The sequence below is a fragment of the Rosistilla carotiformis genome (genome assembly GCF_007753095.1).
Lineage (GTDB): Bacteria > Planctomycetota > Planctomycetia > Pirellulales > Pirellulaceae > Rosistilla > Rosistilla carotiformis.
Genome location: NZ_CP036348.1, coordinates 4,820,942 through 4,836,937, shown reverse-complemented (window position 1 = coordinate 4,836,937; position 15,996 = coordinate 4,820,942). Strand labels below are relative to the sequence as shown.

At 54.4% G+C, this 15,996-nt stretch carries 15 protein-coding genes; 11 read left to right on the top strand and 4 right to left on the bottom strand.

Going from position 1 to position 15,996, the window contains the following annotated elements; genetic code table 11:
* Positions 1–92: 92 nt before the first annotated feature.
* Positions 93–2,588 carry a PPC domain-containing protein gene (locus Poly24_RS17475; RefSeq protein ID WP_145098255.1) on the bottom strand — a complete coding sequence of 832 codons (2,496 nt, stop codon included), beginning with the start codon at positions 2,586–2,588 and terminating at the stop codon, positions 93–95.
* Between the two features lie 139 nt (positions 2,589–2,727).
* Entirely contained in the window at positions 2,728–4,035 is a 1,308-nt protein-coding gene (locus tag Poly24_RS17470) for a DUF1501 domain-containing protein (RefSeq protein WP_145098252.1), read from the bottom strand.
* A 685-nt stretch (positions 4,036–4,720) separates the two neighbouring features.
* On the opposite strand from Poly24_RS17470, the gene Poly24_RS17465 reads away from it, so the two are divergent.
* Positions 4,721–5,080, top strand: coding sequence for a hypothetical protein (locus Poly24_RS17465; protein ID WP_145098248.1), 360 nt, complete (start codon positions 4,721–4,723; stop codon positions 5,078–5,080).
* Between the two features lie 146 nt (positions 5,081–5,226).
* Here Poly24_RS17465 and Poly24_RS17460 read toward each other — a convergent pair whose 3' ends face one another.
* Both Poly24_RS17460 and Poly24_RS27875 read right to left on the bottom strand, forming a co-directional pair.
* Positions 5,227–7,425, bottom strand: a complete 2,199-nt coding sequence (locus Poly24_RS17460; RefSeq protein ID WP_145098245.1) for a peroxidase family protein — start codon at positions 7,423–7,425, stop codon at positions 5,227–5,229.
* Between the two features lie 909 nt (positions 7,426–8,334).
* Positions 8,335–8,667 carry a transposase family protein gene (locus tag Poly24_RS27875; protein ID WP_145098242.1) on the bottom strand — a complete coding sequence of 111 codons (333 nt, stop codon included), beginning with the start codon at positions 8,665–8,667 and terminating at the stop codon, positions 8,335–8,337.
* Between the two features lie 210 nt (positions 8,668–8,877).
* Between Poly24_RS27875 and Poly24_RS17450 the strand changes: the two genes are divergently transcribed.
* The 10 genes from Poly24_RS17450 to Poly24_RS17410 all read left to right on the top strand — a co-directional run bounded on the left by Poly24_RS17450 (position 8,878) and on the right by Poly24_RS17410 (position 15,978).
* Entirely contained in the window at positions 8,878–9,405 is a 528-nt protein-coding gene (locus tag Poly24_RS17450) for a hypothetical protein (protein ID WP_145098239.1), read from the top strand.
* 93 nt (positions 9,406–9,498) lie between these two features.
* Entirely contained in the window at positions 9,499–9,882 is a 384-nt protein-coding gene (locus tag Poly24_RS17445) for an FKBP-type peptidyl-prolyl cis-trans isomerase (protein WP_145098234.1), read from the top strand.
* 164 nt (positions 9,883–10,046) lie between these two features.
* On the top strand, positions 10,047–10,433 hold the full coding sequence (locus Poly24_RS17440) for a hypothetical protein (protein WP_145098231.1): 387 nt from the start codon (positions 10,047–10,049) through the stop codon (positions 10,431–10,433).
* Between the two features lie 177 nt (positions 10,434–10,610).
* Entirely contained in the window at positions 10,611–11,294 is a 684-nt protein-coding gene (locus tag Poly24_RS17435) for a hypothetical protein (protein WP_145098227.1), read from the top strand.
* A 113-nt stretch (positions 11,295–11,407) separates the two neighbouring features.
* Positions 11,408–11,923, top strand: a complete 516-nt coding sequence (locus Poly24_RS27135; RefSeq protein WP_197451989.1) for a hypothetical protein — start codon at positions 11,408–11,410, stop codon at positions 11,921–11,923.
* 96 nt (positions 11,924–12,019) lie between these two features.
* Positions 12,020–12,445: a hypothetical protein gene (locus Poly24_RS17430; RefSeq protein ID WP_145098223.1), complete on the top strand. Its 426-nt coding sequence runs from the start codon at positions 12,020–12,022 to the stop codon at positions 12,443–12,445.
* Positions 12,446–12,590: 145 nt separating this feature from the next.
* Entirely contained in the window at positions 12,591–13,562 is a 972-nt protein-coding gene (locus Poly24_RS17425; RefSeq protein ID WP_145098219.1) for an imm11 family protein, read from the top strand.
* A gap of 711 nt (positions 13,563–14,273) precedes the next feature.
* Positions 14,274–14,744 (top strand): hypothetical protein, encoded by a 471-nt coding sequence (locus tag Poly24_RS17420; RefSeq protein WP_145098215.1) that lies wholly within the window; start codon positions 14,274–14,276, stop codon positions 14,742–14,744.
* Between the two features lie 99 nt (positions 14,745–14,843).
* The gene (locus Poly24_RS17415; RefSeq protein WP_145098211.1) at positions 14,844–15,359 is read left to right on the top strand and encodes a hypothetical protein; all 516 of its coding nucleotides are present in this window, start codon (positions 14,844–14,846) and stop codon (positions 15,357–15,359) included.
* A 148-nt stretch (positions 15,360–15,507) separates the two neighbouring features.
* Complete coding sequence (locus Poly24_RS17410; RefSeq protein WP_315852210.1) at positions 15,508–15,978, top strand: hypothetical protein; 471 nt, start codon at positions 15,508–15,510, stop codon at positions 15,976–15,978.
* The last annotated feature ends 18 nt before the right edge of the window (positions 15,979–15,996 follow it).

The following is a 15,996-nucleotide window of genomic DNA, read 5'->3' as shown; positions in this document are numbered from 1 at the left end:
GGGTGGGCATCCCAGCCCAAGCGGTTTTCCTGTGGCGATCATCCTGATCCGCCAAAACCAATCGAAGCAAGTCTATCGACAATTCCGCCAAACTAGTTGCCGGCGCGGGCTTCTTCACGCATTAAACGAAGCTGTTCCAGACGACTCAACGGTTTGGCTGCCGCTGGTTTGGGTGCTGCCGGTTTTGGGGCCGCAGCAGCCTCTGGTTTGGGTGCGGGTTTCGCCACGGGGGCGGGCAAAGGTTTGTCGACCTGCAAAATGCCGGTACCTTGAGTTTGGGTGATCACGCCTTTGTCGCTGGTGATCTTCGCTCGTGCGACCAGCGTCTTGTGTTGTCCGACGCGCGCCTTCTCATCAACCTTCACGGCGAACACGATTTGTTCGGTTTCGTTGGTGATGGTCTGCTTGGGGGCTTCGCAAGTAACGCCCGCTGGGATGCCAACCAATTCGACTTCGCAAGCGCCTTCGAACGGTCGGCCAATTTCCAGGTCGACGATCACGCTGGCGTCTGCACCCAATTCGGTCGACGTCTTGGGGAAGCCGAACGTGAAGATCTTGTCTTCGATGTTCAACGTGATCGGTTCGGAGGCGATTTCATAGGATCCGTTGCCATCACTGAGGGTGGCACAGGCGATCACGGGCCATTCACCGATCGCTGCCGAACCGTTGGCGGTGATTGGGATTTTTGCTTCGTTGGTCCCCTTTGCGATCTTGATACTGCCGCTGGAACCAATTCCCGGAGGATTGTACAGCAGGCGAATCGCAACATCGGCGTCGTAGTCGCCGCGGTCGATCGTGACGGTCAATTCCATCGATCCGTCGCGAACGACGGGTACTTGCGGCTGAACGATTGCGATCGTGCAGGGTGACTTTTGCGTGACGGCGATCGCAGCGCGATTCGATCGATATTCGAACGGAACCGCATTGTTGAGGCCACCGACCAATTGGTGTTGTTGATCAAACCGAGAGACGATGTCGTCTCGTTTTTCAACCTTGCCAACCAAGTTAACCAATCGCCCGTCCAGCGGTGCTTCGGCGGTCGCGGTCAGCAACAACGGAACGGTTGTCCGATTGGCTGGCATTTGAATGGGTGTTGCAGTCACGCCTTCGGGAAGGTTCAACGCTTCGATATCGATTGCACCGCCAAAGGCCTTGCGAGTCGCGTTCAACATCACGGCATGTCGATTGCCTTGAGGGACAGGAATCATCGTCGCTTCATAGCGGCTGCGATCGGGCAGCGAAAGTGTCAGTTCAGGACCCGCCGTGACGGCTTCCAAATGATAGGCATAGCCTGGGCCACCGCCTTCCAAGTGATCGCTGATGCGAACGTGATACACGCCATCGGCAGGGATCTTGTATTCGAGGAAGCTGTCGGGGCCTCCGGAGTCATCGTTGCCTCCAACACGGCCCCCTTTTTCGTTGTACAGGTTGATCACTCCGTCAAGCTCGGATCGCAACACGTTGCGTGAGAACAACCGGAGGCCAACGGTTTGGTCTTTCTTCGCTTCAAAGCTGAAGAAGTCGATGTCGCCAGGTTCGGCCAAGATGCCACAAAACGCTGCCGGGAGCGTGCCAGCTGTCGATTCTTTGGTCGAGTTGTTCGGCTCCTGTTCGATCACGTTGCCCTGCGGCTGGACGCGGATGTAGTTTGGCGATGGGCTGGTGCCATGTTCGTTGGAGACGACCACAGGAAACGATTCCATCGGTTCGCTGGGCAATTGAATTGATTCGGTCCACTGTTGGCCATCGATCGAAATAAACGTGGCGTTGAGCAATTCGCCAGGTGCCCCGCCCGCGGGAACAACGGCAATCGGACGTGGGAAGGAACCAATGTGCAATCGGTAAGCATCGTTGCGACCACCAAACGAACTGTCGCGAACCATGACGATATAACGGCCGTCTTCGGGCGCCGTGATCGAACAAACACTATCTTGTTGCAACAACGGTGCGTCGTCGCTGAAAGCCAGTTCAAAGCGTTCGCTGTTTAGGATCGCGATGTACGGATCAAAGAAGGGGTCACCGCGGCCGCGACGCAATCGCGTTCCTTCCACCTCGGCCGTCAAGCGTTCGCCTTTCTTTAGATCGACAGCGAAATAATCGACATCCTCGGTGGCGATTTTGCCTTCGATGGTGACGTTGGTTTCGATCAGCTGTGGCGTTTCGATATCGCTGTTCGGTTCGACCTCGTCGACGTTGGGCATCGAGCCCACAGCGAACATGATCATGTCGCTGATATCCGATTCGGTCACCAGGCGAACGGGATACAGGCCTGGCGGGGTATCGGCGGGAACTTCAAGTTCCGCTTCAACCTTGCTGTTGTCGACGGGAGTCACCGAGAGGACGTTGATACCGGGAATGTCAAACAGCAGCTGCCGTCCGTCTTTGATCCGCGTGCCGGTGAAGATCACCTTCTGCGTAGTGCCGCGTTGAATGCCTCGCGGGATCGATCCGCTGAGTCTTGGTTGAGCTGCGGTGGCAAGCCCAGCCAAAACAAAGACGATCAATGACGCCATCGCCAGCTTTGGCAAGGACATGAAGGGAGAGCGGGTGCGACGTTCAGCAGCGGTCAGGTAGCAGGTGCGTTGCATGGCAATCGGTTGCTCGAGCGAGGTGGGAGGGGGGATACGCGGAGCTGGGCGGGCTCGCTCGCAGGTTGAAGTGCGAGCGAGCGGAAGTTTCAACGCCAGCAGGACTGAATCTCTAGGATAGTCGCTGCCGGCAATTCAACTAAGCCAAAATTTCTTTGATGACTTTTCCACCATCGACGATTTCGATCGGGCGGTCACCAGGAGCCATCAATTCCTTGTCGGCGACGATTCCCAATTGGTGGTACATCGTGGTCGCCAAATCTTCCGGCGAAACAGGATCAAATTCAGGTTCCGACGCCGTGGCGTTCGAAGCTCCGTGAATCATGCCACCCTTGATTCCACCACCGGCCAGCATCACGCTGAAGACCTTTGGATAGTGATCGCGGCCAGCATCCTTGTTGATCTTTGGCGTGCGGCCAAATTCGCTGGTGACCATGACAAGGGTCGAATCCAACATGCCACGTTGTTCCAGATCCTTGATCAATTGAGCCAACGCGTGATCCAGTGGCGGCGTCGTGTTCTTCATGCTGTTGGTGATGTTGGCGTGCATGTCCCAACCGCCATAGGTCAGCGTAACCAAACGGCAGCCGGCTTCGACCAACCGACGGGCCATCAGCATTCGCATGCCAGCGGCGTTGTCGCCGTAGGCCGCCTTCATCTTCGCATCTTCTTTGTCCAAGTCAAAAGCTGTCTTGGCTTCTTCACTGCCCAGCAAGCTGTAAGCGCGGTCATAGAAGGTGCTCATCGCCCCCACGTTGTCGGCGCTGGTCAACGAGCCGAACTTTTGGTTGACGACTTCCAACGCCGATTGGCGACGCGCGAAGCGTTCTCCATCGGCACCCTTGTACAGGTCCAGGTCGCGAACCTTGAAGTTCTTGGATGCAGGGTCGGCACCGAGTGCAAACGGGCCGTACGAGCTGCTGAGGTATCCGCTGCCAGCAAATTCGTTGGGCTGGTTGGGGATGCAAACGTAAGGTGGCAAATTGTTGCGAGGGCCGTATTCGTGGCTGACAACGCTGCCGAAGCTCGGGAAGATCAAAGCCGGGCTGGGCTTGTAACCGGTGAACATGTTGTGCGTGCCGCGTTCATGGGCCGCTTCGCCGTGGGTCATCGATCGGATGACACAAACCTTGTCCGCAATCCCAGCGACTTCTTTCATCGCTTCCGAAAAGACTTCGCCCGTGTTGGTCTTCACGGTCTTCATTTCGCCACGGTATTCGATCGGGCTGTAAGGCTTGGGATCGAAACTTTCCTGCTGGGCGATACCGCCGGGCAGGAAGATGTGGATCACGCTTTGCGCTTTGGCTTCGATGAAATCGTAGTGCTTCAGGTCGGCGCGCGCTTGTTGCATCGAGAGCAATTGTGGAAGCGACAGCCCCAAACCGCCCAGGGCACCTGCGGCGACAAATCCACGTCGACTGATTGCGTTACCTTGACACTTATACATCTCAAGAGACTCCTGGCAAATTGGTACGATCAAGCACTGGCGAACCCATTCGATTGCGTTTCAACCAATCGGTTCGTGTTCGTTTAACTGCCGGCCTTCTCCACGATGGAGATGGTCCTGCATGCTGCCGACTTGGGGTAATGGATACAACCGCTTTAGCCACTTCGGCTGGGCGGCTTGTATTTTAAGGTGGGATAACGGAAGGCTAGGTCTTCTGGTGTTACAATCGAGTAATGTAACACAGCCGGCACAGGTATGTCAAACATTTCGGTATTGTGGACGGCCTAAATCAGTCGAACCCGGCTCAAGTGTGCTAATTTCCCGCCCTTTTGGGTTCGCGAAAAAGTAAGGATAATGAGGGTTATCAAGGATGGGCGGGGTAATTGGCCGCTAGCATTCGTCAACCCTCGGGGCCTAAAAAAAATTTAAGATTTTTGCGCAGGCGAATGGTCTATTGGGCGAATTCGCGGCAAGCGACGGCACTTGATGAGTCCCCCTAGGTGGCGTTTGGCGGTCCTTCTGGGAGAGTTTTGAGCCTTCGAACGTCTCCGCGTGACCAAAAGATCGTCAAACCCGCATCGGGTTTGACGAAATTTGTTTCGAACGCGATTTCGCTGGCCTGAAGCGGCTACTAGAATACTCCCTTGCTCGGTTAACCTTTGACGATCGTACTTGGAGAAAACAGATGCGAATGATTGCCGTATTAGGGCTTCTTGGAATCAGTGCGGCTTTGTCGTTGTCGGCGATCGCCGAAGATGGCGAGCCCAAGCATTCGATTAAGGAATGCATGAAGACTTGCTTCAAAGGGCCTTTGGTCAAGAAAGTGGCCGGCGGAGAAGCCTCCGACGAAGAAAAAGCGAAACTGCACGAGATGATGGTTTCGATGGCAAAAGCGACGCCTAAGAAAGGCGATGCGGAAAGCTGGAAGATGAAGACCGAAGCATTGGTCAAAGCGGCCAAGGCGGCAGTCGAAGGTGAAGCTGGGGCGGCAGAGGCGCTGAAGAAAGCTGCCAACTGCAAAGCATGCCACTCGGTTCACAAATAATCGGATTCGGTAACGCGTTCAAATCGGAACGCTCTGAAATAGAGAAAGCCAGGTGAACCCAATGGGGACACCTGGCTTTTTTTGTTGCCCCAGGCCGACGACAAAGCGGCGATCCGGTGAGGGTTGTAGGAGGGGAACGCGGGGGGCTAGACGTACGATGTCCCGTGATTGGGCAACACGAAAACGTTATCTTGAACCGTGTCGGCCGTCGTGTTCTGACGGATGATGTCACTCAGTTGCGTCTCTTTCACCATCGCCAAATCGGATGCCGAAAGGGCTGTCTCGTACCAGTACCGATCACCGTCACGCAATCGTTCAAATTGGTCGACGATGATCGTGCGGAAGGTTTCGCCCAAGTTGCCATCGCCGGCATGGTCTTCCGACAATCCGCCAACCCACAGATCGATGTCGTCGATCGATTCATAGGCCGATTTCAAACGGGCGACGATTTCGGGATCGCTCGAGACTTGTTCGAAGCATTCAAATCGATCCAGACCTAGCGATTCGCGGGTGTCGTTGTAGCTGGACAACCCGTGGTCGCGTCCGCGTTGGATATTCAGGGACGCCAGATCCATGCCGCCTTCACCAGGAGCGCCGAACAGAAAGTTCCGGATGTCATCGATTATATACGGATCGATCGTTTGGCTGACATTCGCCGCCGCACCTTGCAGGATAGGATCGATGCCGCTTTCGATTAACGTATCGGTTGCAAAGAAGGCATCCCTCAAGGAGACATGTCCGGCTGCGATCTCTTTTCCGGCGGCATCCAGTCGCAATAACTGTGGCGATAGCGTGGTGTGTCCAAACCGGAACGCGGCCGTTGAAAACTCGGTGGCGACTGACGGATCCACCGTGGCGTCGTATCCGGTGTAGGCACTTAACGCGCCTTCGCCAAGCAACGTCGGTAGAAACTCGTGGTAGGTGATGTGTTGCAGTTCGGCACCGACAATCGCTCGGGCACGCTGGTAGATCTCTTCGTCGACCGCGGCGTCACTTAAATCGCGGTCATGGTATTCGGTAGCGGCAAGATCGGTTGCGATTCGATTGTGTTCGCGAGCAAACAACGTGTGCATCGAACTCAATGCGATGTTTTCGCCGACGCGTTCGTCACCGGCGTAAAAACTCTTCTGGCCACGTGCATCGATCTCGGTTGGTAACAGGTTCTCGGGCATGTCCAATTGCCCCCCCTCAAAGCTCCGCAGTCGCATCTGCGATTCCGTATCCGAACCGTAGACTTGCGACGCGTCGATGAAAGCGGTTAACACATTGTATTGCTGGCGCGTTCCGTTGGCATCCAGTTCGTATTCCGAGCGTGTTAACGGAATCTCCGCCGTGCCGGTGCCATCGGGATCAAAATAGGGATCGCCCTTCGGAACGGTGATCGGGAACGATTCACCGGAATCCACTTGGCTTAGATCGATGTCATGATCGATGAACTGCCCCCAGAGCCACAGGAAATCGGTAATCCCCTCTTCATTCCTCATGCTCGTTTCTTGGTCGTTCACCAAGTTGCTGATCTCTCGGGCACTCGAGCGATCGGCTCCCGCTGGGGCTTCGAGTCCGTCGGCATAGTCGGCAGGTGCCAGACGAACTAGTGTGCTACCGGTCGCGCCAAATCCGGTACCGTTTTGAAGGTTGTTTTCCGTGCCGTCGATCGTGCGGAAATCATCGGAGAATGTGGCGACAGAATCGTCGGTGGGGCTATCGATAGGCGGGGCAGGGTTGGTGGGATCTGCTGGGAGGGTCGGGAGGTCCCCGTCTCCGCCGGACGTGATTTGGTGTGCGCCGGTAGCGTCTACGTTGAATTGGATGGTTAGATGATTGTTGTCGCCCACGATGTTGATCGTCGGGGCCAGGACGATCTGAACGTCCTTTCCGGTCGCGGATGTCAGTAGGTCGTCGCGAACTTCACGCAACAGGTTTTCCAAGTCTTGAACCAACTGGCTCGTGAATTCGCTGGCGTTCGTCGTGGTGAGATCCAGCGCCGGAGGATCGGTGGTCGGCGAGGTCGGCGCGTGATCGAAGAGATCGCTTTCCCCATCACCGTTGGTCTCCTCAAAGCGATGAACGGTTGCGGGCGTCTCCGATGGGTCTGTATCGTCTGCATCGGGGGGTGCGTATTCGTTAGCTTCAGGGTGATCGACGTTCAAAATATCGCTGACCGCCGCGCCGCACATGCTGCTGGCCGAAAGCACGATCAGTGGTTCCAGCGTTTCTATGCGAAAGTCGTGGCGAACATCACTTTGCGATCCGTTTCGTGGATGCGTGTTGGCGGCAGCAAATAGTCCGGCAGCACGCTTAATCCAAGAATGTGTTGCTTGACCTGACGTGTGGGAGTCTTGCATCTCAATAATTGCCTTTGACCGTTGTAGTAGGGACGGCGGGGCGCAAGTGGGCACCCTATCGATGGCCGACACTTATGCAAGCTAAGTGCCAATCCCTTCGTAACTTGGTTTTCGCAGCAAAGGACACCATTTTGGCTAGGTGACAAAACGTCCCTGTCGCGTTGAGGCATCATGTGGCGTTGAGAAAATACATCACGCGAATCCCAAATGCCCTGTCTCAGGTGCCGTGTTCGAATGGGATTTGATGAAAACGCAGAGTCGCTGAGTGCGCGGAGAAGCGGTCAGATCTTTAGGACGATGCAATCGATGGCCGATGCTATCGAACGCTTTGCCAAAACGACCACGGGTTTCAGTACTACAGCCCATGTGATGGAAGAACAGTTCCGCCCAGCCTCGCGATGAGCCAAGAAGGAGGCGAAGCATATCTCGATAGAGCATCCCGAATCGCCCGAGCAATACAACGATTGCGTGACGCCGGAAACCCTTCAGAAATGCAAGCGACGTCCCGTGCGGTGAACCTCAAGCTGCTGTTGCCGAACGCGTTCGCTGCAGTGAGGAGCGCCCCGACCTGAATTCCGACTCGAGAGTATCCTTCAGCACTGGTTGATTGTCTTTCACAGCGACCAGATATTAACCGCCAGAATCCGTCATGTGTCTTCAGGAATCTCGATGGCAAAACATCGCGTCGCAGGTCACCAGTCGCCTCTCCAAGGCAATGCTTCGCAACAATCGCATCGCCGATTTGTGTTCTTTGGTATGACTTGGCATGCGCGTCTGAGCGAGCACGCCGCCGGTGGCCGTGTCGAGCATCGAAAGCAAGTGGACGCATTGCCGGTGAGGCTGGAAGGTTCGACAAAGCGTCTTGCCATCGAGTGCCACAGGAGCAAGTTCGCCAGGAACGGCTGCAAGCTACTGCGTCACCCAAGCTCGAACTGCATTCTCCCGCGTCTCCGGCGGCAAACCAAGCAAGGCAACTCGAAAGCAGTTTGATATAGGCGGCCTTCTTGTAAAGCTTATCGAACGCCAAAACTCTGGGTGTCGGTCGTGCAACCATTGAGCAATCGCAGTGCATCCTTTAGCCCCGGTTAAGAGACCACAAATGATCGCCGCCTGCATGGCAGCTAGGGAATGGCGTCGTCCCTTTCGCCCGCGCTCGTCGGGAATGGCTGCCAAAACAGACAGTAAGCTTCCAGCAGCCGGAAGTTTTACAGTCGTCTCTCCGTAGTTTGGATCGAACTCCATTCGCCTCGACCAACGAATACTACGCAGCAAGTCCCACAAAATCAAACATTGAATAGCCCTGGAGCTGGGAGTTGCAAACGGGAGGGCAACCAGCGAGAATAAGCAGTGCACTTGAAGCTGTTCTCACGGGGCAACCAGTGACAATAAGCCCATAAATCCTATTCTCAGCCGGGCCGACCGGTGAGAAACATAGTTAGCCAGCAAAGTCGCATGATTGGAATCACTGTTGATCCATGCCCGATGTGCGAGCTATTCGCGCCCATCATCGAAACCGCGGATTCCTGCTGGTGGTTCCTCGGTGGCTACGGAATCCAATTGCCCGCCCCGCCGAACGCCGAAGACCCAAGCGTCGTTTTAAAACACATGGAGTCGCAATCACGTGAGTACGCCAACTGGTTGAACGACGACTTCGGTTATCGCGTGGGTAAGCCCGGCTGGTTTTCACGCTACGCGAACTACGCTGACACAAATTGGGCTATGTATTTCGGATGCAACAATGCGACGGAGATTCCAACACAAACTCTTGATTGGCTGGAGAACTTCACAAGCAACGGGACTGACTGGTTCGGAGATGCTGCACAATGGGGACTCCCAACTGACGTGGCATTCGTTTGCCGAAACATAGATGATGCATTGTGGCATGTATTCACACGTGACCCCCAACATCATATGGCCGTTCAACAGCACCTGACCTTGCAATCGATCACTTTCCGACCGTTCGTCGAAACGGCTGGCTAACAAAAGCGTGAACCGGAGTGGCGATTCACGCCGAATTTGAAATCAACGTCAACCGTCGCCACCCGGTTACGCTAAGCGTTCCCCGACTGAAGAATGAAGCCGCCACGCAGCCTCAAGATTACCGACCACGAAATTGGTTCTGGACGACCATGTGTGCCCGGCGATCTCGCTATCTGCAATTGCGTTTGCACCCAACGCAAAGGCGAGGTGCTGTTTTCCTCTGACACGAACTCCCCGTACCTAATCCGAGTTGGTGGGCGTGACTGCAACGCCGGAATTGAATACGGATTGCTCGGCATGCGAATTGGCGGACGACGGACCGTCATCGTACCGCCCAACTTGACGTATAATGAACGCAAGACATACCCTGACCTTCCCGGAAAAGAATTGTTGGTCTACGAACTGCGACTGATCGACTTGCCCGAGAAATGGGATCCTGAAATGGAGCGTCGCTTGGCGGCGAAAGCCGACTCGTAGTGGATCGACCCAAACGGCGGGGAACCATCACATGCACCGAAGTCGGGCTTGCGGGCTTTTTCAAATGGAACATCAACCGTCCCGACTCGGTGATGTGTAACGTTCGTCGCCTGAAAATCGTCGCTTCATTCTTCGATCACGCCAGACCCGATTAGAATTCGTCAATGCACCCGTTTGTTGAAACAATCAGTATCGCAGGTGGCATTGCCGCGGCAATCGTGTCCGCCATCGTCCTACTGACACTATTCTACAGAGGCATGGCGTGGATCACTGGCGGTGCAAAACCAGACACAATTGCCGTGCGTGGTGTGCTGAAGAAAGACACGCTGGCCACCGTGCACGTCGCTGGCCACAAGCCGTTCGAACGTGTGCGATTCATCGGGTTCACAAATTCCCAAACAATGAAGACGCACCTGCCGTTTGAACTCAACGGCATGGTGATACTCGAAGACGAAGCGAAAACTCGCTTCTTGGTTCGTGCCAAAGACATTAGAATGATCGTCGTGCCGTCAGACGGGGAGCACCTGCCTTCGATGGAATCAAATTTGTAGTCAACGGCGAGGCCGTACGACAATAATCGCCCTAAACACGGCGACGAACAATGTGTTGCACACGGAGCGGCGGGCGGCGTCGGTCTTGAAGTCAATGTCGTTCGCCGCCGCCCGGTGAACACAAGCGTTATCCGACTGAAATCATTCCACTCGCACATCTAATCCAGCGGGACATAAATGGTACTCTATCAATTGTACGCAATCGACACCGCAAAGCTCGATAGTTTGCTTTCGACCCCCAGTGAATCGCAGTTGCGTTCCTTTGCTAATCACTTAACTGAGAACCCCCAATCAAACGCCTATTTCTCTAAAAAAAATCCGCCAAAGTGGAAGTCTGAACCGGTTTCATGGGTCGCCGAACGATTGCTTGCTGACGATTGGTATGCCGACCTATCGGAACCAGAGATGGTTGCTTGGGACGGTGCAATACAAGAAGCACTTCGCGATTCTGAAATGCGATCAACAGGAGACTTCACGATCCTTGACGTCGACGGAGTATCTGCCTGTCTTTTTGATTTCGCCCATGAGGCCGTTGATCAATCTGGCCGCGATGCTAGATATCTGCAACTAACACCGCTTCGATTCCACGAATTGCCTGCCTCGATTAACGCAGTCGAACCATCGGAACGCATCTACTGGCCCGAACACGCCGTCGTATCGCCCACCCAGGTGAAGCAAATCGCCGACACATTTCGCAACTACAAAACTTTGGTCGACGGGTTGACACCCCGAAAGCCGCAGCTTGCCCGGCAGCTCCAGACTGAAGGATTTGACGCCGCTGGGGACATTCCCGACCTGCTGACATTCCTCGATCAACTCGTGTTGGCCAACGCCACTTGGTACGCTCCAGTGGACTGCTGACTGGCGGATAACAATCCCGTGAACCGGAGTCGCGTTTCAAGCGTTTTGGCGATGGTAAACTTTTTCGACGCGACCCGGTTACGGGTGGCGTTCGCCTACAGAGGTCTCCGCCTGTGAAAATCGTTCCCCTCATCGTGACGTACAACGGGGGCGCTAGCGGTCCGTGTATCATGCGATGCGTTGATTTCCTGATGGCCGGTGAACCCGATTCATTCGGGAATGCGATCGAGCAGATTGACATTTACCCCCGCTGCCAGACGCGTGATCCGATCATCACTGGCCTCGAATTCATGTTGGATCGTTTTCAAGAGGGACTGGCGACATTGCCGTTCATTCGATTTCGCCGAAAGGCTCGTCTTTTTGAAGTTTCTTACGCAAGCGCGTGGGTTCACTCGGATTCCATGTTCAGATCATCAATAACTACATTGCCGCCATCGGAGTTCGATTGTCTTGTTCGCGAATTCGCTACTGCACTCTCATTCGTGCGATCGCGTGTCAAGAAATCAGACGACTTCGACGTGGATGCATTTGACGCCCACGTGCGACGACGCGTTGAGAGTTTGGATCAACCTGCCGGTTCACACGCAGATGAGTCGGCGAACAATGCGGTGAACGGGAGCCGCCGATGACGCCGGTTTTGAAATCATAGTTTTTTGGCGGCGGCCCCGTTACCGCTGCCGTTCGCGGAGCCGTGATGTCTCGCCGACCACTCATCTGACACGTTTATGCGATACCAAGTCATATTCCAATTTCCAGAGGCGTATTTCCCAACGCTCGACGATCTCATTGCGTTCGAAGCCAAGCTGATTGCATCACTACCAAAGACCTGCGACGTCGACGGGTACGACACGGGATCAGGGACCACGAACTTCTTCGTCTACACGGACTCCCCATTGGCTGCGTTCAAGAACTTTCGAACCTATCTGGGGACGAACCAGGTCGAAAAGAATCTTCGTGTCTCCTATCGCGATGTAGATGGAGATGCCTACACAAATCTTTGGCCATTTCGTGACTCTCGTCCATTTGATATAATGTACCCCAAGGGCGTTGATCCGTTTTCCGCGAAATCAAAACGCAGTATTCCTAAACGCAGCCCTACAGGTGTATCGAAGCTTGAGACGCCTGCTGCTGACGAGTGGCCAACTCAATGAATTGGGGCAATCGATCGGCATTAACACGCACAAGCGATCCGCGAACCATGCCATGCACCGGAGTGGCGGTGGCCAGCGGATTTGAAATGGAAACTTTACTCCCGCCACCCGGTGATGGCGGTCGTTATCCGGCTAGACGTTCACAATGAATCCGATTCCCAAATCACTCGCGAGTTGGATCACGTCCGTAGTGGCAGACGCTCCCGACAACGTGTCCCTCGTCTACCTTGAATGGAATGACGCCCGACGAGGACCGCGGAAGGTCATCTCCTTCCACGCGTTTGGATACTCACTTCCTGACTTTCACCCTGAAGACCCCTCTTCGCTCGGCGCGCTCTCGGAATGGCAGTGGGAGGCACCGACTAGCGGCGAGATTTCATCTACAAGACAGTGGGACGATTTGGCGTTACGATCCGCCCTGCTCGACTTGTTTTCGCGAGACGAATCCCTCGGATCGCCTCTAACGTCTCGTGGCGGGCAGATCGCCTTTGGCCCTCACGAGAGCACAGTTACCGTCTTCCCGGAGCAAAGTACGCGGCCGTCTTCAAGCGTCTACTACGAACTTCACGTCGCGCAAGCCAGCAACAGCGTTGATGTTCACGATGACCTGCTCGACAATGATCCAGTGATGCTGCAAAGGGTAATTTCCAATCAGAAACTGGATTATCCGCTAACCGAGAATGCCACGTTTCATCTTCAGGCGCGCGGCAAGGAGTTAGACTTGTTGTACGCGGTGCGTTGGTTTATTTGCAGTGACCGGATGCGTGATCTAATTCAGGCAGCCACTCAGCATTGCCAAGTGTTTCCAATTCGCCTCTACCGGTCCAAGAAGGTCGCGCCCGACAAACTGATCGCGGGTTACTCTGTGGTTCAATTGTATGAACAACTGGAGTGTCTTGACCCTGCCGATGTGTTGCCGCCCCCTTACGACGGTTTCTTACCCGAATTCGATCCAGTCAAAGGCTACCGTATCGTCCGGTCGCTTGCGGGTGATCGCGAGATATTTCGGATTGCATATGAATATCGAAGGCTTGTCGTGTCACAATCGTTTCGCAATAAGTGCGACAGTCTTGGAATCACAGGTGTTGAGTGGCTTCGCAGGGAGTCCGTGGAATGATAGTCGGATAACAACGTGATGCACGACGAGTCGCCGAGTCGTGGTTTTTGAAGCGGAGGATCGCTCGCGGCGACCGCGTGATCACAAACGTTATCCGACTGATGTGCGAGTGAAGGCCTGAACGCAAGCCCATGATGCTCAAACTCCGATGCGACAAATACCCTCCGCTAACTATCGTTGCTTGTGCTGACGGAGAACACGAATTTCGCACTGTTGTAACCGATAGTCGATTCAAGTTCGACGTCGTCGACGAAGGCGGATCTATAGTCCTTTCGTCTCGGCCGCACTCGGAACGTGGGCTGAAATTCCTCGCGGGGCATGGTGAACACTGTATCTCTGACGGTACGTCGACTATCGCAGCAATTCACTACGGCGGAATTCTTGGTCTCCGGCGAACTGCAACTGTTGCGGGTACTTCAAATCCCTTTCCACGCTCAAGCAAATTCACCTTCATGGATACATGCTGGACATATTCTGGTAAGATTCTTAAAATCGAACGACTAAATGCCACAACCCTGCCTGCAATCATGGGACTCGCATTCTACTGGATGGTTCGGGCATCGAATTCTGACCACGGATCTTAAAAGCTGCAACGATCCAATGCTCGGCGGATAACCAAGCGATGAACGCGGAGTGGCCGACAGCGCGTTTTCATATGGAAGATCAACCGCGGCCACCCGGTTATCGCTATCGTTATCTGGCTAGAGACCTATGACGCGAACTCCACCCGTACTCGATGAGGCTTTGGTTCAAACGCTTAGCAAATTAGCATCCGAAATTGATGGCTCAAGCGAAACGGATTCTGCGGAACTGGTAAAAACATTCAACGCGATGGCCGGTACCCACATTCCTTATTTGGAATTCCAAGGCGTTTACGGCGCGGAAGAACATGATGCTTATGTGCGGCGTTTACTGACGGCGAAACTGACGAAGGCTGACCCAAGTCTTGATCGAACTGAATTGATCAAAATATTCACGCGTATAACCCAAGATCCAGCGGATGATGCATACCTTCAATATGCGTTTACAACAATCGAGAAATCCTTTGGCGATTCTCAGGTTTCTGATTTGGTTTTTTGGCCCAATCATTATTTTGACGATGGTAGCGACCCGGATGAACTGACACCTGAACAAATGGCGGACGCAGTACTCGATCGCTATGCGAGAAAAGGTGCCAGATAACAATATGTTGAACCGGAGTGGCGAACATGCCGGTTTTTGAAATCAACGTCAACCGTCGCCACCCGGTTAACATTGCCGTTATTTTGCAGGAACTGAATCGTGCATGACTGGCGGCAAGCGCTCCGTGATCTCGTGACGATCGGTAAGTCAGATACTTTTCCGCTGCTAGTATTCACAGCCAATCCGCCCGTCAACGCTCCATGGCCGCAGAATCTTCCGGCCTCAAAACCCGTTCACGAACTATTCCAATTATGTGACGGCGGGTTCTTCGCCGATTACAACTGGCTCGGGCTGTCAACAGAGTTATCGGAGCGTGAACGACTAACCCTTCAAAACGCTTATTGGCACGAACATCTGACAGACTACTATCCCGATGGAACTTCGCCACTAGCGAAAGGACAACACTTGATCCTCGGAAATGATGCCTCAGGTTCTCCGTTGATTTGGGATCGGAACTCGGATTGTGTGTCGACGTTCTTTTTCAAGGGCGGTGATTGGGAACCTATAGCACCAACATTCGAAGAATTCATGACTGACCTGTTCTTTCCCAAGACAATCGATGAGAATGACATGTGGCACGAAGCGTTGGCCCAACTCAAAGAACAAGCAAAATAACAAAGCGTTGGACGCGGAGCCGCCGGTCGCGTCGTTCCTGAAGTCAAGGTTGATTGGCGGCGGCCCGGTCAACGCCGCCGTTCGCCGACAGATACTGATGCTTAACTGGTCACGCTGATTGATACGTCGCTACTCCATCTTTGCCACCTTGCTTGCAGCCGCTTGGGTCGTCATGACCTTCACGCACGAATGCGGACACATCGTCGGCGGCATGGCTTGCGGCGCGACACTCACCGACTTTGACCTCGTCCCGTGGCGGATGCCGTATAGCTTGCACTCTCCCGATCCGCACCCGCTCGTGACTCTTTGGGCTGGGCCACTGCTTGGCGTCGCCGTCCCACTGATTGCTGCGTCGATCATCCGCAAACGCTGGGCTTGGTTCATCGCTGACTTTTGTGTGATCGCGAATGGCGGCTATCTCGCATTGGCTTGGCTATCGGGTGACCGCTTCCTTGACACACCTCGCTTGCTTGCCGCAGGTGCGTATCCCGCATCAATCGTGGTATACTGCATCCTCACAATTGGGGCCGGATATGTCTGGTTCCGGTCTGACTGTATCTACTATCTAGCACCGACGACAAAAAGCGGCGAACCATCCGATGCAACCGAGTCGCGGTAGCGGGGCGTTTCGAAATGG

Excerpts from the sequence above, each read along its gene's own strand:
- Poly24_RS17475 (WP_145098255.1), bottom strand. The coding sequence starts at position 2,588 with ATGCAACGCACCTGCTACCTGACCGCTGCTGAACGTCGCACCCGCTCT.
- Poly24_RS17470 (WP_145098252.1), bottom strand. The coding sequence starts at position 4,035 with ATGTATAAGTGTCAAGGTAACGCAATCAGTCGACGTGGATTTGTCGCC.
- Poly24_RS17465 (WP_145098248.1), top strand. The coding sequence starts at position 4,721 with ATGCGAATGATTGCCGTATTAGGGCTTCTTGGAATCAGTGCGGCTTTG.
- Poly24_RS17460 (WP_145098245.1), bottom strand. The coding sequence starts at position 7,425 with ATGCAAGACTCCCACACGTCAGGTCAAGCAACACATTCTTGGATTAAG.
- Poly24_RS27875 (WP_145098242.1), bottom strand. The coding sequence starts at position 8,667 with ATGGAGTTCGATCCAAACTACGGAGAGACGACTGTAAAACTTCCGGCT.
- Poly24_RS17450 (WP_145098239.1), top strand. The coding sequence starts at position 8,878 with ATGATTGGAATCACTGTTGATCCATGCCCGATGTGCGAGCTATTCGCG.
- Poly24_RS17445 (WP_145098234.1), top strand. The coding sequence starts at position 9,499 with ATGAAGCCGCCACGCAGCCTCAAGATTACCGACCACGAAATTGGTTCT.
- Poly24_RS17440 (WP_145098231.1), top strand. The coding sequence starts at position 10,047 with ATGCACCCGTTTGTTGAAACAATCAGTATCGCAGGTGGCATTGCCGCG.
- Poly24_RS17435 (WP_145098227.1), top strand. The coding sequence starts at position 10,611 with ATGGTACTCTATCAATTGTACGCAATCGACACCGCAAAGCTCGATAGT.
- Poly24_RS17430 (WP_145098223.1), top strand. The coding sequence starts at position 12,020 with ATGCGATACCAAGTCATATTCCAATTTCCAGAGGCGTATTTCCCAACG.
- Poly24_RS17425 (WP_145098219.1), top strand. The coding sequence starts at position 12,591 with ATGAATCCGATTCCCAAATCACTCGCGAGTTGGATCACGTCCGTAGTG.
- Poly24_RS17420 (WP_145098215.1), top strand. The coding sequence starts at position 14,274 with ATGACGCGAACTCCACCCGTACTCGATGAGGCTTTGGTTCAAACGCTT.